The organism is Mucilaginibacter sp., from assembly GCF_041088075.1.
GTDB lineage: Bacteria > Bacteroidota > Bacteroidia > Sphingobacteriales > Sphingobacteriaceae > Mucilaginibacter_A.
The window spans coordinates 1-23,398 of the sequence record NZ_JBGCVY010000006.1 but is presented as its reverse complement, the minus strand read 5'-3'; the positions used below and the strand labels follow the sequence as shown (position 1 = coordinate 23,398).

Annotated in this window: 25 protein-coding genes; 15 read left to right on the top strand and 10 right to left on the bottom strand. The window is 40.9% G+C overall.

Annotation, left to right across the window (positions count from 1 at the left end):
* Positions 1–118 precede the first annotated feature (118 nt).
* The 3 genes from V5804_RS00540 (at position 119) to V5804_RS00530 (ending at position 3,525) form a co-directional block, all read left to right on the top strand.
* On the top strand, positions 119–2,008 hold the full coding sequence (locus tag V5804_RS00540; RefSeq protein ID WP_369589422.1) for a hypothetical protein: 1,890 nt from the start codon (positions 119–121) through the stop codon (positions 2,006–2,008).
* Positions 1,998–2,636: a hypothetical protein gene (locus tag V5804_RS00535; protein ID WP_369589421.1), complete on the top strand. Its 639-nt coding sequence runs from the start codon at positions 1,998–2,000 to the stop codon at positions 2,634–2,636. Before V5804_RS00540 ends, V5804_RS00535 begins: the two co-directional genes overlap by 11 nt.
* Before the next feature lie 262 nt (positions 2,637–2,898).
* A complete protein-coding gene (locus V5804_RS00530; RefSeq protein WP_369589420.1) occupies positions 2,899–3,525 on the top strand; it encodes a hypothetical protein in 627 nt (208 codons plus the stop codon).
* Between the two features lie 81 nt (positions 3,526–3,606).
* Here the strand turns inward: V5804_RS00530 and V5804_RS00525 are convergent, their stop codons facing one another.
* Positions 3,607–3,846 (bottom strand): hypothetical protein, encoded by a 240-nt coding sequence (locus V5804_RS00525; protein ID WP_369589419.1) that lies wholly within the window; start codon positions 3,844–3,846, stop codon positions 3,607–3,609.
* Positions 3,847–3,979: 133 nt separating this feature from the next.
* On the opposite strand from V5804_RS00525, the gene hemH reads away from it, so the two are divergent.
* Positions 3,980–4,996: a ferrochelatase gene (gene hemH / locus V5804_RS00520; RefSeq protein ID WP_369589418.1), complete on the top strand. Its 1,017-nt coding sequence runs from the start codon at positions 3,980–3,982 to the stop codon at positions 4,994–4,996.
* 198 nt (positions 4,997–5,194) lie between these two features.
* Here hemH and V5804_RS00515 read toward each other — a convergent pair whose 3' ends face one another.
* Positions 5,195–6,427, bottom strand: coding sequence for a 3-deoxy-D-manno-octulosonic acid transferase (locus tag V5804_RS00515; RefSeq protein WP_369589417.1), 1,233 nt, complete (start codon positions 6,425–6,427; stop codon positions 5,195–5,197).
* A gap of 63 nt (positions 6,428–6,490) precedes the next feature.
* On the opposite strand from V5804_RS00515, the gene V5804_RS00510 reads away from it, so the two are divergent.
* The 5 genes from V5804_RS00510 (at position 6,491) to V5804_RS00490 (ending at position 11,804) form a co-directional block, all read left to right on the top strand.
* Positions 6,491–7,801 (top strand): UDP-glucose/GDP-mannose dehydrogenase family protein, encoded by a 1,311-nt coding sequence (locus V5804_RS00510; RefSeq protein ID WP_369589416.1) that lies wholly within the window; start codon positions 6,491–6,493, stop codon positions 7,799–7,801.
* Positions 7,801–8,784 (top strand): UDP-glucuronic acid decarboxylase family protein, encoded by a 984-nt coding sequence (locus V5804_RS00505; RefSeq protein ID WP_369589415.1) that lies wholly within the window; start codon positions 7,801–7,803, stop codon positions 8,782–8,784. The genes V5804_RS00510 and V5804_RS00505 overlap by 1 nt, the downstream gene beginning before the upstream one ends.
* A 2-nt stretch (positions 8,785–8,786) precedes the next feature.
* Positions 8,787–9,812: a UDP-glucose 4-epimerase GalE gene (gene galE / locus V5804_RS00500; RefSeq protein WP_369589414.1), complete on the top strand. Its 1,026-nt coding sequence runs from the start codon at positions 8,787–8,789 to the stop codon at positions 9,810–9,812.
* Between the two features lie 197 nt (positions 9,813–10,009).
* Positions 10,010–11,065: a dTDP-glucose 4,6-dehydratase gene (gene rfbB, locus V5804_RS00495; RefSeq protein ID WP_369589413.1), complete on the top strand. Its 1,056-nt coding sequence runs from the start codon at positions 10,010–10,012 to the stop codon at positions 11,063–11,065.
* Between the two features lies 1 nt (position 11,066).
* Positions 11,067–11,804 carry a tyrosine-protein phosphatase gene (locus V5804_RS00490; protein WP_369589412.1) on the top strand — a complete coding sequence of 246 codons (738 nt, stop codon included), beginning with the start codon at positions 11,067–11,069 and terminating at the stop codon, positions 11,802–11,804.
* Between the two features lie 53 nt (positions 11,805–11,857).
* Here V5804_RS00490 and V5804_RS00485 read toward each other — a convergent pair whose 3' ends face one another.
* Positions 11,858–12,211 carry a HesB/IscA family protein gene (locus V5804_RS00485; RefSeq protein ID WP_369589411.1) on the bottom strand — a complete coding sequence of 118 codons (354 nt, stop codon included), beginning with the start codon at positions 12,209–12,211 and terminating at the stop codon, positions 11,858–11,860.
* A gap of 96 nt (positions 12,212–12,307) precedes the next feature.
* On the opposite strand from V5804_RS00485, the gene V5804_RS00480 reads away from it, so the two are divergent.
* Both V5804_RS00480 and dnaA read left to right on the top strand, forming a co-directional pair.
* Positions 12,308–12,841, top strand: a complete 534-nt coding sequence (locus tag V5804_RS00480; RefSeq protein ID WP_369589410.1) for a hypothetical protein — start codon at positions 12,308–12,310, stop codon at positions 12,839–12,841.
* A 389-nt stretch (positions 12,842–13,230) separates the two neighbouring features.
* The gene (dnaA, locus tag V5804_RS00475) at positions 13,231–14,655 is read left to right on the top strand and encodes a chromosomal replication initiator protein DnaA (RefSeq protein ID WP_369589409.1); all 1,425 of its coding nucleotides are present in this window, start codon (positions 13,231–13,233) and stop codon (positions 14,653–14,655) included.
* A gap of 225 nt (positions 14,656–14,880) precedes the next feature.
* On the opposite strand, the gene V5804_RS00470 is transcribed toward dnaA, so the two are convergent.
* The gene (locus V5804_RS00470) at positions 14,881–15,570 is read right to left on the bottom strand and encodes a Crp/Fnr family transcriptional regulator (protein WP_369589408.1); all 690 of its coding nucleotides are present in this window, start codon (positions 15,568–15,570) and stop codon (positions 14,881–14,883) included.
* Positions 15,571–16,004: 434 nt separating this feature from the next.
* Between V5804_RS00470 and V5804_RS00465 the strand changes: the two genes are divergently transcribed.
* On the top strand, positions 16,005–17,882 hold the full coding sequence (locus V5804_RS00465; RefSeq protein ID WP_369589407.1) for a chloride channel protein: 1,878 nt from the start codon (positions 16,005–16,007) through the stop codon (positions 17,880–17,882).
* A gap of 113 nt (positions 17,883–17,995) precedes the next feature.
* Here V5804_RS00465 and V5804_RS00460 read toward each other — a convergent pair whose 3' ends face one another.
* From V5804_RS00460 to V5804_RS00445, 4 genes are read right to left on the bottom strand one after another with little or no spacing between them, the layout of a single operon-like run.
* Positions 17,996–18,550, bottom strand: a complete 555-nt coding sequence (locus V5804_RS00460; RefSeq protein WP_369589406.1) for an NUDIX hydrolase — start codon at positions 18,548–18,550, stop codon at positions 17,996–17,998.
* Complete coding sequence (locus V5804_RS00455) at positions 18,543–18,956, bottom strand: hypothetical protein (protein WP_369589405.1); 414 nt, start codon at positions 18,954–18,956, stop codon at positions 18,543–18,545. The genes V5804_RS00460 and V5804_RS00455 overlap by 8 nt, the downstream gene beginning before the upstream one ends.
* A gap of 22 nt (positions 18,957–18,978) precedes the next feature.
* Positions 18,979–19,773, bottom strand: coding sequence for a YgcG family protein (locus tag V5804_RS00450; RefSeq protein ID WP_369589404.1), 795 nt, complete (start codon positions 19,771–19,773; stop codon positions 18,979–18,981).
* Between the two features lie 9 nt (positions 19,774–19,782).
* Positions 19,783–20,217, bottom strand: coding sequence for a TPM domain-containing protein (locus V5804_RS00445; RefSeq protein WP_369589403.1), 435 nt, complete (start codon positions 20,215–20,217; stop codon positions 19,783–19,785).
* Positions 20,218–20,265: 48 nt separating this feature from the next.
* Here V5804_RS00445 and V5804_RS00440 point away from each other — a divergent pair, with 48 nt between their 5' ends.
* A complete protein-coding gene (locus V5804_RS00440; RefSeq protein ID WP_369589402.1) occupies positions 20,266–20,409 on the top strand; it encodes a hypothetical protein in 144 nt (47 codons plus the stop codon).
* A 36-nt stretch (positions 20,410–20,445) separates the two neighbouring features.
* Here V5804_RS00440 and V5804_RS00435 read toward each other — a convergent pair whose 3' ends face one another.
* Entirely contained in the window at positions 20,446–21,024 is a 579-nt protein-coding gene (locus tag V5804_RS00435) for a LemA family protein (RefSeq protein ID WP_369589401.1), read from the bottom strand.
* 90 nt (positions 21,025–21,114) lie between these two features.
* Between V5804_RS00435 and V5804_RS00430 the strand changes: the two genes are divergently transcribed.
* Positions 21,115–22,665 (top strand): NAD(P)/FAD-dependent oxidoreductase, encoded by a 1,551-nt coding sequence (locus tag V5804_RS00430; protein ID WP_369589400.1) that lies wholly within the window; start codon positions 21,115–21,117, stop codon positions 22,663–22,665.
* Positions 22,666–22,718: 53 nt separating this feature from the next.
* Complete coding sequence (locus V5804_RS00425) at positions 22,719–23,084, top strand: CoA-binding protein (protein WP_369589399.1); 366 nt, start codon at positions 22,719–22,721, stop codon at positions 23,082–23,084.
* A 126-nt stretch (positions 23,085–23,210) separates the two neighbouring features.
* Here the strand turns inward: V5804_RS00425 and V5804_RS00420 are convergent.
* Positions 23,211–23,398, bottom strand: a 188-nt coding sequence (locus V5804_RS00420; protein WP_369589398.1) for a hypothetical protein, incomplete at its 5' end; no start/stop codon positions are given.

Sequence of the window (23,398 nt, the reverse complement as noted above, 5' to 3'; positions counted from 1 at the left end):
TTCCTCTTTTAAACTTAAATAAGACCATCATGAAAAAAAATCTCTACTACTACGGATTTTTGGTTTTCTTACTATTATCCGTCTCTTGTAAAAAAATGAATCAGAGTATGTCAAAACCTTGAGTAAAGGGACAAATTCATCTTCCACAAATTTAAAAGGTTTATCAACTTCCATGATGTTTAAAAGCTTAGCTACATCAGTTTTTGAAAATCATGATGATGACGGAACAGAAAGGTTAACGGTTTTAGGTAATCAGCTTAATAACCCTTATCTCATTCCTAATATGCAACAGGCCTATCAAAACCTGGGCATTACCAATGTTCCGGTAAATGTTACCAACCTTTATGTTCGTTTTAAACCTGCTGATGTAGATCAATTAGATGTTTTGACTTCTACAATGGAAAATCAAAATTTAGAAGTTTTTGATACGCCCGTAGATTATGATGTGATGTATGAAGGGGATTATTATCAAGACCCTTCTATACCACAAGAACAAATAACATGGCAATATGCCGTTGTGCCACCTGATTTTCAGTTTCCGGCAGGGATACAATATGAAACCCTGGCACAAATACATATCCCGGGCGATAATTATACTGCCGTGGAAACTGAGGCTGAAAGAATTCAAGGTGTCAGTAATAGTATGATGGTAAGCCCAACAACCAATTCGATAAATAAAAATCCCAGTCCTAATTCTGCTCAAAATTGTGATCCGGGTTTTTATTGGGACCCTATCGCAAGAGACTGCGTTCCTAACAGAGGTGGCGGCGGAGGACAGCCGCCTGCACCAGCTGCAGATGCATCAGTACCGGGAGGTGGAATACTTGTTTATGATACACAAACGAATACTAACCGGCCTGTAAGAAAGGCAACGGTTGTTGCTAGACGGTGGTTTAAAATTGAACGGGGCTTTACCGATAACAGCGGAAATTACCGACTTACAAAACGTTTTAAAAACAAAGTACGGATAAACGTTAAATTTAAAAACTCAGATGCAGAAGTGCGCGGGTTAAGAGGTGTTCGGTTATGGCAAATGCTTTTCCCAATTAAAAAAACGCTTGGCGTTTATAGTGGTGATAAAAGCAATATTAGCTATACATTTCCTCTTTACACAGATCCAGGCTCTAAAGGAAACAGGTACTGGGCTGGGGCAACAACCCATAATGCGGTACAGGATTATCGGGAATATGCACCGCAGGAAGGTATCGGGCAGCCACCAACAGGGATAAAAATAATGTTGACCAATGCAGTTAGCGGAGCAGCTACTCCAATGTGGAACAAAAGAGTAATAAATACCTTGCCAAGTGAATTTGTATATACATTCTTATTTACTGCAGCATCCCCCATTGCAGGAGGTTTAAGTGCACTTGTTGCCGTTCTTAAACATCAGATTGACATTGCTATAAGTTACCAATATCCAACATCTGATGCATTAAAAGAAACAACATACCACGAACTTACCCATTCTGCACATTATGCTGCTCTGGGTAATAGTTGGTATGGAGCTTTTGTTGATGCGGAAATTACTACATTGATAAGAGCGTTTGCATCTGATAATACCTACATTCCATACGGTCGAAGTACGGGAGAGTTTCATGACAAAATAGCATTAGGCGAAAGCTGGGCTTATTACATGGGACAGTATCTGGCAGACAAACAATACGGAACCCAAAGTGGTTCAGCAGTTGAGCAAGGCATAGGTTATTCCAATAACTCACCAGTATATGGCTTAAGTAGTCATTTAAACTTATTGGAAGATTTTAGTCCATATCGTACAAACGATCCATTCTTTTGGATCCCACAAGGTATATTTTATGATTTGAAGGACACGAGAAATGAAACATCACCTGTAACAGATCAAGTATCCGGATACACAAACCAGCAAATGTTTAATGCTTTTAATTCAAGTATTAACTCATTAGCTGGCTATAAGTCAAGCCTTTTACAGCTAAATGGTAATAATCAATCAGGGGCAGTAACCTATTTATTTAGTCAATATGGCTATTGAATCTAAATACTCTATTGTAGTAGTGTTCTACATTGTTTTAACCGGTCTAATTGGTTGCGGAAGAAAAGGAAACAGTTGCGCTGATACTACGTTTACTTTTCAAACTGGCTTAAAAGCTTATCCTGATAAGGACAGCATTCGTATTGGTGATACAATATGGTATGAAACGACAATTCCCGTTAGCTTGGCAGATATTGCATCAAAGCAAGTGATTGACTATTCCGGAGCTACCAACCTCGGAACTGTTTTTTCTATACAAAAACTTATCGGTGGCAGCGTGGCGGATCCTGGTACAGTCCCCGCTGCTGGTGATTTCAAATACATCCTCGTAACAGGAAGGGATGTAACTAACTCGTTTTTTGAAAGAAACAGAGAATACCTGTTTGCAGAAGTGAACAAACAATATCTTTTTAAACTTGGAATCGTAGCTCAAAAGAAGGGGATATATTTTTCAGCGATGGATAATCCAAGAAACGTTTACCGTAATACTGACAAATGTACTAAAGCCACTTATTTAATTAATTTTGAAAATACCAAACAACATCTTTATCTATATCAGGATAACAGGCCTGGATATAAGATAGAAGGCGTAGAACTTACAAATACTTATTGTTTTAAAGTTTATTAATTTACCGGTTGGGGTTTGTAATAATACAAATCCCAACTTTCAATTACGAACTATGCAGAAATTGTTTTATGATATAATAGATAACAAAAATTATTTTCAGTATATACGTCAATGGTAAATGATCAAGTCTCCGGTTATACTAATCAGCAAATGTTTAATGCGTTTAATTCAAGTATTAATAATTTAGCAAGTTATCGAACTAACCTATTGCAGCAAAACGGTAGCAATCAGTCAGCAGCAGTAACATATTTATTTAATCAATATGGCTATTAAAATTTATTTAATAGTTGTATTAGGAATAGGTACAACTATAATATTTAACAGTTGTGGTAAGAACGGTTTAGGCTGTGCCAATACTACTTACAATTTTCAGATTGGTGAAAATGTAACTCCCAGTAAAGATAGTATTCGAATAAGTGACACTATGTATTTAAACGTAAATACCTTAACTAAATTAAAAGACCTACAATCTGGTAATATCGTTGATTATAGTAATGCAGGGAATTTAGGCAATGTGGTATCTTTATTAAGATTTTTACCATCAAAAAAAGAAGTCGGTGCTATTATTAATTTTCAGTTGATTATGTTAAAAGGTTCAAAAGTAAATTCTATTGATCCTTCAACTAATCAGGAGGTTCTTTTTAAAGAAGAAAATGGCTATTATAAATTTAACATGGCAATTATCCCAAAAGATACAGGAAGGTATGTTATAACCATAAGTAATGCTGCAAACGTATATAGAAAAAATGATAAATGCACCAAGGCAAACTTTTTGATAGATTTTCAATCTACAGACCAACATTACAACTTATTTAATTTGTGGAGACCTGACTTAACTCTTGATGAAAGCGGTAAAAAGAAGGTTTATTATTTTAAGGTTTATAGGTAGCAACGTTTTATAATTTCCATCATAATATCTCTCATGCTTCTTTTAGCACCAATTTTTTGTGCTAAAAGAAGCATGTTTCCATTAAAGCACTTTTCTTCTCTGTTGAAAAAGCAGTTCAACATCTTCGTGCTTAACAAAATCCCCACCCTCTATTTCTGAATCAGCCTGATCAATTTCATTGTTGTATTGATCAAGAAACGAAGCGTTAATTGGATCTGCTTCAGCTTCAAAACCAAATTGATAATTATAATGTAAGCTGTTTAAAAAAGCCAATAAAACTTTTTCTTCCTGTTCGTTTTTTGTGTTTACCAGTACGCTCATAAATCAAATTTAAGTAAATGAAATTTAAATGTTGTAAAACCGTAAAATTGATTTTCATTGGTCTTTTTCAACCTTTACCAATCCAATAAAACCTATTTTTGCACGATAAAAGAAGCATTGCCGCAAATAGTTTATGGGAAAAAAAGGAGTTTTATTGGTGAACCTGGGTACGCCCGACAGCCCGAAAACAGCAGATGTACGCAAATATTTAGACGAGTTTTTGATGGACGGCCGTGTGATTGACGTGAATCCGGTTTTGCGCACATTACTGGTAAAAGGCGCCATTGTTCCTTTTCGTTCGCCGAAATCTGCTAAGTTGTACCGCGAAATCTGGTCGGACCAAAACGGCTCCCCTTTATTATACTACAGTATCAAACAAGCCGAATTGTTGCAGGAAAAGTTGGGCGATGGTTATCAGGTAGAACTGGCCATGCGTTATCAAAGCCCTTCGATAGAATCTGCCTTGGAAAAACTAAAGGCGGCCAATGTGGACAGTTTAAAAGTGATTGCTTTGTTTCCGCAATATGCTTCAGCCAGCAGCGGTTCGGTGTATCAAAAAGTGATGGAACTGGTCAGCAAATGGCTCACTATCCCTGATCTTTCTTTTGTTAATTCATTTCATGACAACGAATTGATGATCGAAAACTTTGCCGAAAACGGGCGGAAATACCAGCCTGAAACCTACGATCATATTTTGTTCAGCTTTCATGGTTTGCCGCAAAGGCAATTGATCAAATCCGACCCGACCCAAAAACATTGTTTAAAAGTTGACAATTGCTGCGCTACTTTAACCGATGCCAACAAATTTTGTTATTCGGCACAATGCCATGATACGGCGCGTTTAATTGCTGAAAAATTGAATTTGAACAAAGATCAATACACCATTTGTTTCCAATCGCGCTTGGGAAACGACCCGTGGGTAAAACCTTATACCGTTGAAGTAGTGGCCGAACTGGCTAAAAAAGGTATCAAAAAAATGCTGGTATTTTGTCCTGCTTTTGTGGCCGATTGTTTGGAAACTGTTTACGAAGTTACAGTTGAGTACGGCGAAGAGTTTAAAGCTTTGGGCGGAGAAAAAATCCAATTGGTAGAAAGTTTAAACGATTCGCCGAAGTTTGTGGAGGCTTTGCGGCAAATGGCGGTTGCTTAAACTTTTGTGATTTTTAAGATGAACGGTTGCTGCGCTTTGTCATTTCGACCGCAGGGAGAAATCTTCTTCAAAGCAGTTTAAGTTTTTCTGGTTGAAATAAGATTTCTCCCTGCGGTCGAAATGACAGTGCCGCTTGCTAACCCTGATTTTGTTGAAAGAATTTATGCCGATAAAAGAAGCATTTGAAAAAATTCTTCTTTAGTTCAAAAAATCATGAGTTCTGATATAATTCATGATTATGTCCGTTGCGCCGGTATTTTGCTTTGTGTAATTTTTAGCGTTGGTTGATGCTTTTCGATAAAAATCCTCATCTTCAATCAAGCGCGCTACGATACTTTCCAGTGATGCTTCGTTTACCACCGAAAAACCTGCGTTCAGTTTAATCAAATCTTTGGCTTCTTTGAATTTTTGATAAACCGGGCCGAAGATAACCGGCAAACCAAAAGCCGCAGCTTCCAACGTGTTGTGGATGCCGGTGCCAAAACCGCCGCCAATATAAGCCAGGTTTCCATATTGATAAAGCCTGGACAATAAACCAATGTTATCAATCACCAAAACCTGTTTTTGCTCCAACAAAGCAGGATCAGCAGCAATTTCAGAATAGCAAACCGTTTTTTCTTTTGGAAGTTTTTGCAGCAAATTATTAATTTTTTCTTTGCTGATTTCGTGCGGCGCAATGATAAATTTCCAGTCCGAGTAAATCAAAACCAGTTTGGCAATCAAATCTTCGTCCGGCGGCCAGGTGCTTCCGGCAATAAAAACTTTTTGATTTCCTTTAAATTCTTCAATTGCAGGCAGCGGTCCTGCGTTTTGTGCATTTTCCCAAACGCGGTCGAAACGCGTGTCGCCGCTCACCGTTACGTTATCAATATTAATTTCTTTCAGCAACGTTTTAGAAACTTCATCCTGAACAAAAAAATGTTGTGCTAAAAGAAGCATGTCGCGGTAAAAGCCACCATAGCTTCTGAAAAATATTTGCTGCGGACGGAAGATTGCCGAGATCATGTACAGCGGTATTTCGCGCTGGTACAACTCGTCCATCATAAAATACCAGTACTCGTATTTGGTAAAAACGGCAATTTTAGGGTTGATGGCATTTAGAAATTCCCTGGCATTTTTCCGCGTGTCCAAAGGCAAATAATAAACATAATCAGCCAAAGGCGTATTTTTTCGTACCTCGTATCCCGAAGGGGAAAAAAAGGTAACTACTGTTTTTACCGATGTATTTTCGGCACGCATTTTTTCCAGCACCGGCCGCCCTTGTTCAAACTCGCCAAGTGAAGCAAAGTGGAACCAAATACTTTCATTTAACGTAACAAGCTTTTGTTTGCGGCGGCCTTCGATCCATAATTTTGCTTTCGGGTTGAAAAAAGAGGCCAGCCAGATGCCAAACTGATAGCCAAAAATGCTGATACGGTATAAAAAAAGCATCTGTAAACAATAATTTATATATTCGTCGAAGGTAAAATATAATATTAAAACAAATTTTGAAATATGAAAATAGCCGTAGTAGGAACAGGTTATGTTGGATTAGTTACAGGAACGTGCCTTGCAGAAACCGGAAACGAGGTGATCTGCGTAGACATTAACGAAGAAAAAGTAAAGGCCATGCAAGACGGTATATTGCCGATCTATGAGCCTGGTTTAGAGCAGCTTTTTCACCGGAACATCAAGCAAGACCGCTTGCATTTCACCAAAGATTTGCCCGAAGCCATCAAAGAAGCGCAAGTGATTTTCCTGGCTTTGCCAACGCCTCCGGGCGGCGATGGTTCGGCGGATTTGAGTTACGTTTTGGGCGCGGCAAAAGATATTGCCAAACTGATTACAAGTTATAAAGTGATTATTACCAAATCTACCGTTCCGGTTGGTACGGCAGATAAAGTAACGGCTGTTTTTAAAGAGAATACTTCGGTAGAATTTGCGGTGGTTTCTAACCCTGAGTTTTTGCGTGAAGGTGTTGCGGTAGAAGATTTTATGAAACCGGACCGTGTGGTGATCGGAACAACAGATGAACGTGCACGCGAAATTTTGGCAGAATTGTACAGTCCTTACGTGCGCCAGGGAAACCCGATTTTGTTTATGGACGAGCGTTCTTCGGAACTGACAAAATATGCGGCCAATTCATTCCTCGCTACCAAAATTACTTTTATGAACGAAGTGGCCAACATGTGCGAACTGGTTGGCGCCAACGTAGATATGGTGCGTGCCGGTATCGGTGCCGATGCGCGGATTGGTAAACGCTTTTTATTTCCGGGTGTAGGTTATGGCGGCAGTTGCTTCCCGAAAGATGTACAGGCGATGGCAAAATCGGCCAAAGAACATGGCTATGATTTCAAGATCCTGGATTCGGTAATGGAAGTGAACGAAGTACAGAAGAAAAAGCTGGTAAAAAAAGTATTGGAATATTATAAAGATGGCATCCAGGGCAAAAAGTTTGCGCTTTGGGGCTTGGCTTTCAAACCGGAAACAGATGACATCCGCGAAGCACCGGCTTTGTACATTATTGAAGAGCTGCTGAAAGAAGGTGCATCTGTTGTGGCTTATGACCCCGAAGGAATGCCAAACGTAAAGCGTTTATTAGGCGATAAAATTACTTATGCACCAGACCGTTATGCGGCTTTAGATGGTGCAGATGCTTTGCTGATCGTTACGGAATGGTCCGTTTTCAGAACGCCGGATTTTCAATACATGAAAGAGAAAATGAAGAATAATGTTATTTTTGATGGCAGGAACTTATACGATCTGGATAAAATGACTAAAAACGGGTTTTATTATAGCAGTATCGGAAGGAAAACTATCGAATAATGGAAAACAGAAAGCGTATTTTAATTACCGGTGCCGCCGGGTTTTTAGGTTCTCACTTGTGCGACCGATATATCAAAGAAGGTTTCCATGTAATTGCGATGGACAATTTAATTACCGGCGACCTGCGCAATATTGAACATCTTTTTCCGCTGGAAAACTTTGAGTTTTACAACCACGATGTTTCCAAATATGTGCATGTTTCGGGCAAGTTGGATTATATTTTGCATTTTGCTTCGCCTGCCAGCCCGATTGATTATTTGAAGATCCCGATCCAAACTTTAAAAGTTGGTTCGCTCGGCACACATAATTTATTGGGTTTGGCCAAAGATAAAAAAGCACGTATCCTGGTTGCTTCCACTTCCGAGGTTTATGGCGACCCAAGCGTAAACCCACAACCCGAAGAATATTGGGGCAACGTAAACCCGGTTGGCCCGCGCGGCGTTTATGATGAGGCCAAGCGTTTCCAGGAAGCGATAACGATGGCTTACCATACTTTTCACGGTGTAGAAACCAGGATCATCCGTATTTTTAATACTTACGGTCCGCGGATGCGTTTAAACGACGGACGTGTTTTGCCGGCATTTATCGGTCAGGCTTTAAGGGGAGAGGAGCTTACAGTTTTTGGTGATGGTTCTCAAACACGCTCTTTTTGCTACGTAGATGATTTGGTGGAAGGGATCCATCGTTTGTTGATGAGCGATTACGTGCAACCGATGAACATTGGCAATCCCGACGAAATCACAATCAGACAGTTTGGGGAAGAAATCATCAAACTAACCGGAACCGACCAGCAATTGGTGAGCAAGCCGTTGCCAACGGATGATCCGAAACAACGCCGCCCGGATATTACAAAAGCCCGCGCAATCCTGGGATGGGAACCAAAAGTTAACCGCGCCGAAGGGTTGAAAATCACTTACGAATACTTTAAATCATTGCCGGACATCGAAATTCAACACAAAGATTTTGCTTACTATAATAAATAATCATGTCAAAAATTTTGGTTACAGGCGGTTTGGGTTTTATCGGATCGCATACCGTTGTAGAACTGGTAAATGCAGGTTTTGAACCGGTTATTGTTGATAACCTCTCCAACTCAAACCCTAAAATATTAGACCAGATAGGTAAAATATTAGGTTTTAAACCGACTTATTATGATTTGGACCTTCGCTACGAACAGCAGGTTGCAGAACTGGTAAACAAGGAACCTGATTTGGCTGGCATCATCCATTTTGCAGCGTCAAAAGCAGTGGGAGAATCGGTGCAAAAACCGTTAATGTATTACAAAAACAACTTTTTTTCGCTGATCAACCTGCTGGAAGCATACAAGGGAAAGAAACTAAATTTTGTTTTTTCTTCCAGTTGCACCGTTTACGGCCAGCCTGATGAATTGCCGGTTACTGAAAAAGCACCGATAAAAAAAGCAACCTCACCATACGGTAATACCAAACAGGTTTCAGAAGAGATTTTGCAGGATGTGGTTGCTTCCGGCAGCGCTTATAAAATTATTTCACTAAGGTATTTCAATCCTGTTGGCGCACATCCTTCTGCTTTGATTGGCGAACTCCCAATTGGTGTCCCTCAAAACTTAGTCCCGTTTATTACGCAAACTGCTATCGGCAAAAGGCAAAAATTAACCGTTTTTGGTGATGATTATGATACGCCCGACGGCAGCAATATCCGCGATTATATCCATGTGGTTGATTTGGCAAAAGCACATGTTGCTGCCTTAAAGTACATGGAAACCTCTCCCGATTTTACCGGTTATGATGTTTTTAACATTGGCACGGGCAAAGGAAGTTCTGTGTTGGAAGTGATACATGCTTTTGAAAATTCGACCGGTGTAAAATTGAACTACGATATCGGGCCGCGTCGCCAGGGCGATGTGGAAAAAGTTTGGGGCGATGTATCCAAAGCGGCCAAAAAGCTAAAATGGAAATCAGAATTGGATGTTGACCAAATGATGCTTTCGGCCTGGAACTGGGAAAAATACATCAACGCAAACCCTTTATAAAAAATCAGTAGCTAAAAGAAGCATTAATAATTTATTTAAGCTTATGCAAAAAAATGTCAATGCTTCTTTTACCCTATAAAAATTGGTGTTTGTACCAGTTTTAAACAAATTAAAAATCATGCACTCACCAATTTTTAGGTGGTAAAAGAAGCATGGAAATTTTAATAAGTAAATTTAAAAATTTGCCCTAAGCTTTTATGGAAAAAAAAATAATCATTACCGGAGGAGCCGGGTTTATCGGTTCACATGTAGTGCGCCGTTTTGTTAAAACTTATCCGCAATATCAAATCATCAATTTAGATAAGTTAACGTATGCCGGAAACCTGGAAAATTTACGGGATGTTGAAGATGAACCAAACTACCGGTTTGTAAAAGGCAATATTGTTGATGCTTCTTTTATCCATGATTTATTTGCGCAGGAGCAGCCGGATGCCGTAATACATTTGGCGGCCGAATCTCATGTGGACCGTTCGATCACTAATCCGTTAGAATTTGTGATGACGAACGTGGTTGGAACGGCAAACCTGTTGAACGCTGCCCGCGAATGCTGGAAAGGAAAATACGACAAAACCCGTTTTTACCATGTTTCTACCGATGAGGTTTACGGTACTTTGGGCGAAACCGGCATGTTTACCGAAGAAACTGCTTACGATCCGCATTCTCCGTATTCTGCTTCCAAAGCAGGTTCTGATCATTTGGTCCGTGCTTATCAGGATACTTACGGAATGGACACAGTGATCTCGAATTGTTCTAACAACTACGGTTCTAACCATTTCCCCGAAAAACTGATTCCCTTAACTATTCACAATATTCAGGAGAAAAAGCCAATCCCGGTTTATGGCAAAGGCGAAAATATCCGCGACTGGCTTTGGGTTGAAGACCATGCACGTGCCATTGATGTTATTTTCCACAATGCAAAAGCTGGTAAAACTTACAACATCGGCGGCCATAACGAATGGAAAAATATTGACTTGGTGCAATTGCTGTGCAAGATAATGGACCAGAAGTTGGGTCGTGAAGAAGGCGAATCAGCACAACTGATCACTTATGTAAAAGACCGCGCCGGCCATGATTTGCGTTACGCCATTGACGCAACCAAATTAAAAAACGAATTGGGCTGGACGCCAAGCGTTACTTTTGAGCAGGGTCTGGAAAAAACCGTGGACTGGTATTTGGCCAATGAAGACTGGCTAAACAACATCACCTCAGGCAATTACAAGCAATACTATCAGGAGCAGTACGAAAACCGCTAAGATGTTTGGGCTTTTCGGAAAAAAGGTTGAGCACGGAAGACGTTTTGATTTTAGTACGGTTGGGGTAGATATGCACTCGCATGTACTGCCGGGAATTGACGATGGTGCCCAAACGCTGGAAGAATCGGTTGAATTGGTGCAGGCAATGCAGGATTTAGGTTTTAAAAAAATCATTGCCACGCCGCACATCATGATTGATTATTACCGCAACACGCCCGAAACCATTGATGCTGCTTTACAGGTTTTAAAAAAAGAGCTGCAAAAACAGGAAATAGATATTGAACTGACCGCAGCAGCCGAACATTTGCTGGACGAAGGTTTTGAAACGCTGGTTGATGAAGGCAAAGTGATGACGATGGGCGACAATTATTTGTTGTTCGAAATGTCTTTCATTGATGTTCACCCGAATTTGATCCCAATTATCCAAAGTTTACGGGAAAAAGGCTACAAACCCATTTTGGCTCATCCCGAGCGTTATTTGTATTTGAACATTGAAAACTGCGAAAATATCAAAAGCTGGGGCTGCGATCTGCAATTGAACACCATTTCTTTGACAGGCTATTACGGTTCAAAAACCAAAGAACTGGCCGAAGCTTTGGTGGATCAAAACCTGGTTGATTTTATTTCCAGCGATATGCACCATTTGCGCCATGCCGCAGCTTTAGAAAAATCGTTGAAAACCACTTATTTAGAAAAACTGCTTTTTGATTATCCCTTAAAAAACCAGTTGTTGCTATAAAAAAATGCGCCGGTCAATTTGGCCAGCGCATTTTTATGCCGGTAAAAGAAGCATCAAACAGAAAAGGAAGTACCGCAGCCACAAGTACTGGCCGCGTTTGGATTGTTGAAAGTAAAACCGCGGGCGTTTAATCCGTCCTGAAAATCAATTTGCATGCCGGCCAAATACAAACCATGCGCCTTGTGCATAAAAGTTTTGATCCCGTTGATTAAAAATTCCTGGTCGCCTTCTTTTTTCTGGTCGAAACCCAAAATATAGTTCATGCCAGAGCAGCCTCCGCCTTCAACACCTACACGAAGACCAAAATCAGGACTGATTTCCTGCTGATCAATCAGCTTTTTTAATTCAGAAACAGCACCTTCGGTAAAGGAAACTGGTGCTGAAACGGCTTCTATAACAGTGTTCATTTTTATAAATTTTTATTTGAAAACAAATATAACCGAAATTGCACAATTAAGTGTTGCACTTAAAGTTTATGACCAATTACCAACATTCATTTTTTTATGATCAACAGTTATTTTTTAGATATTTTCAGAACTGTAATTTCAGGTTTAATCCTCATCGTGGCGGTCTTTTATCTGTTAAAACCGTATTTGGACAGATTGGAAAAGCAGCCTACATCTATCCTCGACCCAAACGCAGCAAATAATCAGCTATCGTTACAACTGCAAGCTTATGAACGGTTGCTTTTGTTTATTGACCGTACCAATCCTGTTAATTTGTTGGTACGGTTGAACGATCCTGCCTATTTGGCTACCGAATTGCATTACCAGGTTTTGGGCGAGATCCGAAATGAATTTCAGCACAACATTACGCAGCAACTATATGTAAGCCCAAATACCTGGGAAATTGTAAAACGGATAAAAAACGAAACCATTTCTTTGGCAAACAGTGCGGTAAAAGTATTGCCGCCACATGCCAGCGGGTTTGATTTCAGCAAGCTCATTTTAGAGCAGATGGGCAATATGGAAAACAACCCATATGATGTTGCCGCCGCCCTGATCCGCGAGGATGCCCGCCAACTTTTCCAACATTAACAGGCATAAAAACAGCATTGTGGATAAGTAATTATAAAAAAGGCTATTCTGCCGTAAAAAATGCTGTTTTTTTAATTACACAAGTTTTGGTTAACATTCCCTTAATATTTAAGCTTCTAATTATCAACGAATTGGGATTTGAGGCCCTTTTCGATATTAATTTAAGGTAAACACATTCATTATAAAAAAAGCATGGATAACAAAGTGTTTTTGTTAACTTTTTTTGCACAAAGCAGGGTGGATTTCTTATCTGCTTGCCTTTGAGCAGATTATAAAAAATCCCAGATTTTAGTTTTTTTCCACATCTTTTTTTTGAATCTTCGGTCTTCCAAACCGGTTTATCAGAAACACGGCTGGCAGTATTGAAAACGACATTTAGTAAAAAATATATGGAAAAAACGGGTACGCATATCTGGAATAATTGCCTTAACATCATTAAGGACAACATTCCGACACAAAGTTTTAAAACCTGGTTTGAGCCTATTAAAGCTATCCGACAGGAAGGAAGTGTGCTTACAATCCAGGTTCCGAGTTTGTTCTTTTATGAATGGCTGGAAGAACATTACGTGAGCCTATTGCGTAAAACTATAAAAAACCAGTTGGGCGAAGAAGGCAGGCTGGAGTATAACATTGTGATGGAGCAGTCTTCGGCCAAACCTTATACTACCAATATGCCATCAAACGGAAACGGGAGCGAAGGAAAAAACCAGTCTATGCCGATCCCGGTTTCGATCAACAAAGACATTAAAAACCCTTTTGTAATCCCCGGATTAAGGAAATTACAGGTTGACCCGCAGTTGAACCAGAACTACACTTTCGAGACTTTTATCGAAGGCGATTGCAACCGTTTAGCGCGTTCTGCGGGATATGCTGTGGCTGCAAAACCCGGCGGCACTTCTTTTAACCCGCTGATGATTTATGGCGGGGTTGGCCTCGGAAAAACGCATTTGGCGCAAGCCATCGGCAATGAGATCAAACAATCTTTTCCGGAAAAACTGGTACTGTATGTTTCCTGCGAAAAGTTTACGACGCAATTTGTCGAATCACTTAAGAACAATAACATCAACGATTTTGTGAATTTTTATCAGGCGATGGACGTTTTGATTGTGGATGATGTACACAATTTTGCCGGCCGCGATAAAACGCAGGATATTTTCTTCCATATTTTTAACCACTTGCACCAATCAGGAAAGCAAATTATCCTGACTTCTGATAAATCACCTAAAGATTTGGCCGGGCTGGAAGAACGTTTATTGTCCCGCTTTAAGTGGGGGCTTTCTGCCGATCTGCAAATCCCGGACATGGAAACGCGGATGGCGATCCTGAAAAAGAAAATTTACCAGGACGGGATCGAGTTGCCGCAGGAAGTGATCGAATACGTTGCCCATAACATTGACAACAATGTGCGCGAACTGGAAGGCGCCATGGTTTCCTTGCTGGCACAATCAACCTTGAACAAAAAGGAAATTGATTTGGCTTTGGCCCGACAGATGCTAAAAAACTTCATCAAAAATTCGAGCAAAGAGATTTCGATGGAATCCATTCAGAAACTGGTTTGCGATTATTTTGAAGTTCCGGTGGAGATGGTAAAATCATCAACCCGGAAACGCGAAATTGTACAGGCGCGGCAAATTTCGATGTACCTTTCTAAAGCTCATACCAAAAGTTCGTTAAAAACTATTGGCCAGTTTTTTGGCGGGAGAGACCATTCTACCGTTATCTACGCCTGCCAAACGGTGGAAGATTTAATTGATACCGACAAGAAATTTAAAACTTATGTTGCTGATATTCAGAAAAAACTGAAGATGAATTAAGCCAAAAGTTTACCCGTAAAAAAAGTCCTGGTTTTTTCGTCAGGACTTTTTTTATGCTGTAAAAGAAGCATTAGGGACAGTTTTTAAATTATCCATAAAAAAATGTAGATGCTTCTTTTACCCTATAAAAATTGGTGTTTACATCAGCTCCAGACAAACTCAAATTAATTTCCCGCCAATTTTTGGGTGGTAAAAGAAGCATTGACAAATCCTTGTTTTGGTTTTTTAAAGATTCAATGCCATCTCTGATAAAGCCTTTTCATTGATCAACCTAAAACTTTTGCCTGTAACCTCGATAAAACCGTTCAATAAAAATTCGTTGATAACTTTAAACAATGTTTCGTAAGATACTGCTGCAAAGGAAGAAAGGTCTTGCCGGCTTAGTTCGATAGCTATTGCGCCCGCCGGGTTGATGCCAAATTGTTTTTTTAAGGTTAATAGTGCCAAAGCGATACGTTCTTTAACCGGCATATGTACCAGGTTGCGCATTCTTTTGTCTGATTCCTGAAGTTCGTTTGCAAAAAACTTCATCAAAGAATAGGTAAGCTGAGGGTTAACGTTTAAGGTAGATTCAAAAAAGGGCAGGTCAATATAACAAACCATACTTTGTTCGATAGCGGTAGCGGATACGGGATAAACCGGATCGTTGCCTAAACCTAAATGCCCTATAATGTCTCCCGGTTGGGCAAAACGGGTAATGAGTTCCTTTTCATCGTCCCACCGCTTGTGTACTTTTACCTTTCCCAAAAACACAAAGTAAATCCCGGTTACCGTATCGCCTTCCTTAAAAAGCTGCTGCCCTTTTTTCAGCTCAAAGTTTTTTTTGTGGATGCCGATGGCCGGAACCCAGTCTTTTAAACAATGCTTGCATAAAAAGCAGTTGTTTAAGTTGCAGCCCTGCTTAATTTCTTTCATTGCTGAGGATATCCTGATTATTACAGGTCGCTTTAAATTTATCTGAAAACTTCATGCTTCTTTTATGCCGGTAATTTTTGTCTGTTTAAATTTTCACAATCTGTTTTAATGCTTCTTTTATCACCCAAAAACCAGTAAACATTTGTTTTTGGTTTATTTAAATTGATGCAGTGCCAATGTATGGTTTTTATAAGTTAAGCCCAGTTTAATTTGGTCTTTTTAAGTTTTAAGCGAACCTGATTTTTCTACTTGTCCGTAACAGTCTAAATCTATATAATATTGTTTTTACAATTAAAAATTAATAGATTTATAAAATAACAAATTAAATATATTGTTTAAACAATATATTTGCAAAAATTATCAGAATAAATTTAGTTGGGTTATGAGATGTATGTCATAGCTGCTTTTTGTGCTGATAACCTTTCAGAAAAATTATGAAAAACAGTACCCATCAAAATGGAATCCCCATTTCGCCCTCATTAACAGATATTGAAACAGAAGAAAAACAAGTTAAAAAAACATACTTTCAAAAAGGCCGGCTAATCAGGGTTTCTGTATTTGCGGTAGTTGTGGCCGCAGCCATCAGTTTGATCGCTAAATTGCTGGTTGCCCTAATCAACCTCGTTACCAATATCTCTTTTTACGGGTCGTTCAACCTTAACTTTCATAGCCCGGCAGGCAACCATTTGGGCCTTTGGGTTATAATCGTACCGGCAATTGGCGGTGTAATAGTTGGGCTGATGGCTTTGTACGGTTCAAAGGCCATCCGGGGCCATGGCATTCCCGAAGCGATGGAACAGATCTTGGTCAATCAAAGTAAAATCAAGCCATCCATAACTTTTCTTAAACCCATCTCTTCTGCCATTGCTATCGGAACAGGAGGGCCGTTTGGTGCCGAAGGGCCGATTATTGCAACCGGCGGCGCATTAGGCTCTACATTGGGGCAATTGTTTAAAATCACATCGAGCGAGCGGAAAGTAATCCTTGCGGCAGGTGCCACAGCAGGGATGGCAGCTATATTTGGTACGCCTATCGCTGCCATTTTCCTCGCTATCGAATTGCTGTTGTTTGAGTTTTCGCCAAAATCCATTATCCCGGTTGCTTTGGCCTGTATAACAGGTGCTGCCGGTCATCATTTATTGTTTGAGCCAGGCCCTGTATTTGCAATGCCGGACCTGGCAATGCCATCAAATATTGCCCTGGCTTGGTATAGTTTTTTAGGCATCGTTATTGGCTTTGTTTCTTTAGGCCTTACCAAAATAGTTTACCTGATCGAGGACGCTTTTGAGGAATTGCCTGTCCATTGGATGTGGTGGCCGGCAATCGGCGGATTGGCAGTAGGCATCATCGGTTATTTTGCCCCGCATACTTTGGGCGTGGGTTATGATAATATTACGGGCATCCTTTCGGGAAACTGGCCTTTAACCCTCATTTGCAGCTTGTGTTTGTTTAAATTCCTGTCCTGGGCAATCGCGTTAGGCAGCGGCACATCCGGCGGAACACTTGCACCTTTGCTAACAATAGGCGGCGCAGCCGGTGCTATTATAGGCACTTTTATTTTAAGGGAATTTCCAGGTTCTGGCATCAGCATCCCGATGGCCGCTTTGGTAGGCATGTCGGCTATGTTTGCCGGGGCTTCCAGGGCTTATCTCACCAGTATTGTTTTTGCGCTCGAAGCAACCATGCAATCCCACGCTTTGCTGCCTTTGCTGGCGGCTTGTACGGCATCTTACCTGATTTCGTTTTTGCTGATGGAAAACACAATCATGACGGAAAAGATTGCCAGAAGAGGTGTTTTTACCCCTAATTCTTATCAACCGGATAGTTTACAAAAGATAAGTGTTGCCCAGGCCATCAAACATGAACAAGTGATCCTTAATTCCGGTATTACAATCAAAGAGGCAAAAGACTGGCTGTCTGCAAATCCGGTTCAGGAAAGCTATTTGATAACGGTGAACGATGAAAATGAATTTACAGGTACGGTTAAAATTACAGACATCTATCAGGAAAAGCTGAACCCAGAAACAACGCTTGAAAAAATTGCAAAAGAAAACCGAATCTGGGTTAAAGACAGTGCTTCTTTAAGCCAGGCGGTAGCATTGATGGCAAAGCAAAACGCAGAAGTATTGCCTGTCCTCTCTACCTCCAATCATCAAGTGATCGGGGTGCTTTCGTATCGTGATATTATTGCAAGCTATAGCAGCCAGTTGGAAGAAAACGAAGATGCCACCGCCCATATTTCTTTAAAACGGAAACGGTTAAAAATGCTGATCCGGGGAAAAAAGGCCATCAACAGAAAAACCTCCGTTTAAAATTAATCTAAATTAGTTCGATGCTTCTTTTATCGCCTAAAAATTGGTGGCTGCCTGGTTTTCAATTTGTTTAGGTTGATGCAAACACCAATTTTTATAGGGTAAAAGAAGCATCACATTTGCACTTCGCCCAGTTTAACCAAAGCATAAAACAAAGCACTGATGTGCAAAGCCTGGCCAAATTTGCCTTCGGCCAACAATTGCTTTACTTCTTTTATCGATACTTTTTCAACAATGATCTCTTCGTGTGCGTCCAGTTTTTGGCCTTGTACCAGTTTTCCGCCGCGGGCCAAAAATACATGACAACGGTTTGTCCCGGTTGAAGGATTGGGATACATGGTAGAAATTTGCTCAATATCTTCAAACAGGTAACCGGTCTCTTCCAGAAGTTCGCGTTTCATGGCTGTTTTCGGGTCTTCGCCTGCATCAATCACGCCGCCGGGGATTTCCAACAAAACCACATCGGCCGCGTGCCGGTATTGCTTCACCAATAAAACCTCATTGTCTTCGGTTATCGCTACGGCGTTTGCCCAATCTGGATATTCCAACACGTAATAATCATCTACAATTGTTCCGTTTGGCATCCGGCAAGTATCTTTTCGCATCGTTGCCCAAGGTTTTTGAATGATGTATTCGGTAGAAAGTGTTTCCCATTTCAGGTTATCCATGTTGTTGGTTTTGGTTTAAAAATTGAAGGATGTTTTGCTTTCGGCTTAAATTTTCAAAAGATTGCGTGTGATGCTCCTGTTCCAATAGTTGATAAATGAGCAGAATATGGTCGAGCAGTTGGAAAGTTTTGGGATTAGGTTGAAACGGAAAAACACTTTCCAGCAAAAACTGGCTTAACAAATCCAACTTTTGCGGCGGATATTTTCGGTCGGCCAAAAGCTTTTTAAACTGGTTTTCATCCAGCAGCAGCAAGTCGTCCAACTTCAAATCAAAGTCGTTCAACAAGCTCTTGTTGATCAAATCATCTGCTTCCTGCGTATTTCCTGCTTTTTTTAAGCCTAATATTTTGGCGAGGGCTTGGGCAATCTTTGCAATTTCTGCCTGGATAAAATCTCTGCGTATCATATTTTAGGTGCTAAAAGAAGCATTACCAGCTTCCGCTTGATCCACCTCCGCCAAAACTTCCGCCCCCAAAACCACCGAAACCACCGCCGCCGGAATCCCCTCCACCAAAACCACCGCCACCGCCAAAACCACCGCTGCTTCTGCCGCCTCCGCCTAAAGCGTTGCCCAATAAAAACCACCAGAACGGGCTTGCACCGCCGCGGCCGCCAATTACCTGGCTTCCGCCGCCACCGCCGCCTCTGCGCATCAAAATCAAAACCACAATGACGATAATAATAATGATGAAAATAGAACCGCCGCCGCCCACCGCTTGTTGCTGCGCTTTTGCCGGCGCTTTGTATTCGCCTTTCATATATTTAATCAGCGAATTGGTAGCGGCATCCAATCCTGCATAATAATTTCCCTGTTTAAAATTGGGCGTAATATCATTTTCTATGATTTCATGCGTGGTAATATCCGGAACGGCACCTTCCGAGCCATAACCGGTTTGGATCGTTACTTTTCGGTCGCCAATGGCAGCCAGCACCAAAATTCCATTGTTTTTACCTTTTTGTCCGATGCCCCATTTCCGGCCTAATCCCGTTGCATATTCGGCAATATCATATTCGCCGACCGATTTGATCAGCACAACCGCAATTTGGGTAGAAGTAGAATCGTTAAAAGCAACCAGTTTGTTCTCCAGGCTTTGCTTTTGATCGGCAGATAAAGTCCCGGTATAATCTGTAACCAGGGTGTTGGATTTTTCGGGAAATGGTTGGGCAAATACGCCTACGCAACTGCACAAAAGCAGCCAGGCAAACAAAAGTTTCTTTAACATATTTTTAAATTAAATGCCGTCCATAAAAGCAACGTCATCGGATAGTTCGTTTTTGTCGGAATCCTGGCTCGGGAAGTATTTTTGCAATTGTTCGCCGGCCATTTTCAGCCCTGCGGTAATTCCTTCGGTCAGGTTTCCGAATTTAAAATGGCTCAGCATCACGTCTTTGGTTTGGACCCAAAAATTATCAGGCACCACTTTATGGATTCCGGCATCGCCAATAATGGCAAACTTACGGTCAACCGTCGAAAGGTAGATCAGCACGCCATTCCGCAACTTGGTTTTGTGCATGTTTAGCTGCTTAAAATAAGTTGCGGCACGGTCAAGTGCTTCTTCACTGCAAGTTTTCTCCACACAAACCCGCAATTCTCCCGACGTGTTTTTTTCCGCAGCTTCAATCGCTTTTCTGATTTGCTGCTGCTCTTGTTCTGTAAATAGTGCCATTTTTTTTGGGGATTACACTGATTTTTAGAGTGATTACACTGATTGGAAATGATTACACTGATTGGAGATGATTACACCGATTTTTTAACAAGTGATTATACGGATAATTGGATCAATGCTTCTTTTACCCATACTTTTTTGTTGATCATTACCAAAATTTACCCGGTAAAAGAAGCATTAAGGAATCTGTGAAATCAACTTAAATCAGTGTAATCATCCAAAAATAAATTAGAACTGCACTTTCGGCGCTTTATCCGCTCCGGCTTCGGCAGCAAAATATCCTTTTTCGGTAAAACCAAACATTTTGGAAGTGATATTTGCCGGGAATGTGCGGATTGAACTGTTGTAATCCTGTACGGCTGTATTAAAATCAAGACGGGAAACGTTGATCCTGTTCTCGGTGCCTTCCAATTGCGTTTGCAAACTTTGGAAGTTGGCGTTTGATTTCAAATCCGGGTAAGCTTCAGAAACAGCCAGCAGTTTTCCCAATGCCGAACCTAACTGGCCTTGCGCAGCCTGAAACTGTTGGATGGATTCCGGTGTCAGTTTTGATGGGTCAACTTGGATGGAAGTTGCTTTTGCACGGGCCTCAATAACAGCAGTTAACGTGCTTTTTTCGAAGTTTGCGGCACCTTTAACAGTGCTTACCAAGTTCGGGATCAAATCTGCACGGCGTTGGTACTGGCTTTGCACTGCGCCCCAGGCTGCTTTTACATTTTCATCTTTTTTAACGATGCTGTTGTAGCTGCACGAACTTAAAGACATTGCCGTAAAAAGGCATAAAATTCCAAATACGATTTTTTTCATGGTCAAAGGTTTTGATTACTTATCAATTTATTACTATCGAGTGCAAATTACATACCTTTGTTACAATTCGGGATAAAAACCTGACAAATTATGATTACCGAGATCGAAATAACCTGTTTGCCGCAAGAGCGGGACGACGAATTGGCATTAAAAAAGCTGGCTTCCCAAAAAATAAAAGTTCCTTTAGCCCGGATTTCTGCCTTAAAAACTATAAAACGTTCGATTGATGCACGCGGAAAACAAGTGCTGTACCGAATGCAAATTGAGGTTTATGTTGATGAAAACCCTTCGGCCGAAATTTTTTCTGTTGAATATAAAAACATCCGCGAAGCAAAACCTGTTTTAATTGTTGGTGCTGGCCCGGCCGGGCTTTTTGCCGCTTTGCGTTGTATCCAGTTAGGGTTGAAGCCAGTGATCATCGAACGCGGAAAAAACGTAAAAGACCGCCGCCGCGATCTGGCGGTTTTAAATAAAGAGGGAATCGTAAACCCGGAATCGAATTATTGTTTTGGCGAAGGCGGCGCGGGGACTTATTCGGACGGAAAGTTGTACACACGTTCTACCAAACGCGGAAACATCCGGCAAGTGTTAAATACTTTTGCTGCCCATGGCGCTACCAAAGATATTTTGGTTGATGCCCGGCCGCATATCGGCACCAATAAACTGCCGCAAATTATCACGGCAATTCGGGAAACGATTCAAAATGCAGGTGGCGAAATCCATTTCAACACCAAAGTAACTTCCTTTCTAACTTTATTCAGCAAAATTATAGGCATAAAAACAGCATCAGGCGAAACTTTTAAAAGCGATGCGGTGATTTTGGCAACCGGACATTCGGCGCAGGATATTTACCATTTGTTGCATCAGCAAAATATTTTGGTTGAGGCAAAACCTTTTGCGTTAGGTGTGAGGATTGAGCATCCGCAAGAAATTATTGATCAATCGCAATATCATTGTGCGGCTCGGGGAGAATATTTGCCGCCATCTTATTATAGTTTGGTGGAGCAGGTTGATAACCGCGGCGTATTTTCGTTTTGCATGTGTCCCGGCGGAATTATCGCGCCTTGTGCAACCAAAGCAGGAGAAATTGTGGTAAATGGTTGGAGTCCTTCCAAACGAAACAATCCTTTTGCCAATTCCGGAACCGTGGTGCAAATTAATTTGGAAGATGTAAAAGGTGATGAAAACGATCCGTTTCGATTGTTAAACTTTCAACAACAAATAGAAAAAGCCGCTTTTGCTGCCGGTGGCGAAAACCAAATTGCACCGGCACAACGGATGGTTGATTTTGTGGAAGGAAGGATTTCTGCCGATTTGCCGGTTAATTCCTACGTTCCCGGAACAAAAAGTGTGGCCTTAAAAGAAGTATTGCCCGACAAAGTTTTTTATAGGCTAAAAGAAGCATTGCCGCGTTTTGGTAAAAAGATGAAAGGTTATTATACCAATGAGGCGATTTTGGTAGGTGTAGAATCGAGGACATCTTCGCCGGTAAAAATCCCGCGCGATAAGTTTTCTTACCAGCACCCGCAAATTTCAGGTTTATTTCCCTGCGGGGAAGGTGCCGGATTTGCGGGTGGCATCATTTCTGCTGCAATTGATGGTATAAATTGTGCAGAAGCAGCCGCAAAAGTGTTGTTGTAATTGTCAGGCTATTTGTATCAAACCAATTTTTACCCGATAAAAGAAGCATTTACATGGAAAACAAGAAAACAATTATCTTAGGTGCAACGCCTGATTCGAGCCGTTACGCTTACCTTGCCGCAAACCGTTTAAAAGCAAAAGGGCATCCGATTGTGAATGTGGGTATCAAAAAAGGAGAGGTCGCAGGCGTCCAAATTGAAAAACCAGAAACAATTCACACTGATATTGATACCATCACTTTATATGTCGGTCCGCAAAACCAACCCGGATTATACCAATATATATTAGATACAAAACCGAAAAGGATCATTTTTAACCCTGGTACGGAAAATAGCGAGTTGGAACAGTTGGCGGCCAAACAGGGGATTGAAACATTGGAAGCTTGTACTTTGGTGCTGCTTTCTATCGGGCAATATTAATTTTTAATTTTTTCTTCTTCTTTTCCAGCCTCTTACATCCAATTAAGAACAAATACCTATCAATTCCTTGCCCAATTAAACAAATTACAATACTTTTGCACCCGCTTCCGCAAGGGAGGTTGTGTTTTAAAAAGGTAAGGAAGGACAGCAGAGATTGAGTGATAAGATTCTCCTTTTTCTTAAAAAAGATTTTGCCAAAGCAAAAAAGCTTTTTATTTTTGCGTCCGCTTCCGCAAGGGGGGCGAAAGCTTGAAAAGAGGAGGTGGCAACCGGGCTGAAAGGGGGGAGGGCAATAAGGCGTATAGCTTGCCAGG

Excerpts from the sequence above, each read along its gene's own strand:
- V5804_RS00535 (WP_369589421.1), top strand. The coding sequence starts at position 1,998 with ATGGCTATTGAATCTAAATACTCTATTGTAGTAGTGTTCTACATTGTT.
- V5804_RS00530 (WP_369589420.1), top strand. The coding sequence starts at position 2,899 with ATGGCTATTAAAATTTATTTAATAGTTGTATTAGGAATAGGTACAACT.
- V5804_RS00525 (WP_369589419.1), bottom strand. The coding sequence starts at position 3,846 with ATGAGCGTACTGGTAAACACAAAAAACGAACAGGAAGAAAAAGTTTTA.
- hemH (WP_369589418.1), top strand. The coding sequence starts at position 3,980 with ATGGGAAAAAAAGGAGTTTTATTGGTGAACCTGGGTACGCCCGACAGC.
- V5804_RS00515 (WP_369589417.1), bottom strand. The coding sequence starts at position 6,427 with ATGCTTTTTTTATACCGTATCAGCATTTTTGGCTATCAGTTTGGCATC.
- V5804_RS00510 (WP_369589416.1), top strand. The coding sequence starts at position 6,491 with ATGAAAATAGCCGTAGTAGGAACAGGTTATGTTGGATTAGTTACAGGA.
- V5804_RS00505 (WP_369589415.1), top strand. The coding sequence starts at position 7,801 with ATGGAAAACAGAAAGCGTATTTTAATTACCGGTGCCGCCGGGTTTTTA.
- galE (WP_369589414.1), top strand. The coding sequence starts at position 8,787 with ATGTCAAAAATTTTGGTTACAGGCGGTTTGGGTTTTATCGGATCGCAT.
- rfbB (WP_369589413.1), top strand. The coding sequence starts at position 10,010 with ATGGAAAAAAAAATAATCATTACCGGAGGAGCCGGGTTTATCGGTTCA.
- V5804_RS00490 (WP_369589412.1), top strand. The coding sequence starts at position 11,067 with ATGTTTGGGCTTTTCGGAAAAAAGGTTGAGCACGGAAGACGTTTTGAT.
- V5804_RS00485 (WP_369589411.1), bottom strand. The coding sequence starts at position 12,211 with ATGAACACTGTTATAGAAGCCGTTTCAGCACCAGTTTCCTTTACCGAA.
- V5804_RS00480 (WP_369589410.1), top strand. The coding sequence starts at position 12,308 with ATGATCAACAGTTATTTTTTAGATATTTTCAGAACTGTAATTTCAGGT.
- dnaA (WP_369589409.1), top strand. The coding sequence starts at position 13,231 with ATGGAAAAAACGGGTACGCATATCTGGAATAATTGCCTTAACATCATT.
- V5804_RS00470 (WP_369589408.1), bottom strand. The coding sequence starts at position 15,570 with ATGAAAGAAATTAAGCAGGGCTGCAACTTAAACAACTGCTTTTTATGC.
- V5804_RS00465 (WP_369589407.1), top strand. The coding sequence starts at position 16,005 with ATGAAAAACAGTACCCATCAAAATGGAATCCCCATTTCGCCCTCATTA.
- V5804_RS00460 (WP_369589406.1), bottom strand. The coding sequence starts at position 18,550 with ATGGATAACCTGAAATGGGAAACACTTTCTACCGAATACATCATTCAA.
- V5804_RS00455 (WP_369589405.1), bottom strand. The coding sequence starts at position 18,956 with ATGATACGCAGAGATTTTATCCAGGCAGAAATTGCAAAGATTGCCCAA.
- V5804_RS00450 (WP_369589404.1), bottom strand. The coding sequence starts at position 19,773 with ATGTTAAAGAAACTTTTGTTTGCCTGGCTGCTTTTGTGCAGTTGCGTA.
- V5804_RS00445 (WP_369589403.1), bottom strand. The coding sequence starts at position 20,217 with ATGGCACTATTTACAGAACAAGAGCAGCAGCAAATCAGAAAAGCGATT.
- V5804_RS00440 (WP_369589402.1), top strand. The coding sequence starts at position 20,266 with ATGATTACACTGATTGGAGATGATTACACCGATTTTTTAACAAGTGAT.
- V5804_RS00435 (WP_369589401.1), bottom strand. The coding sequence starts at position 21,024 with ATGAAAAAAATCGTATTTGGAATTTTATGCCTTTTTACGGCAATGTCT.
- V5804_RS00430 (WP_369589400.1), top strand. The coding sequence starts at position 21,115 with ATGATTACCGAGATCGAAATAACCTGTTTGCCGCAAGAGCGGGACGAC.
- V5804_RS00425 (WP_369589399.1), top strand. The coding sequence starts at position 22,719 with ATGGAAAACAAGAAAACAATTATCTTAGGTGCAACGCCTGATTCGAGC.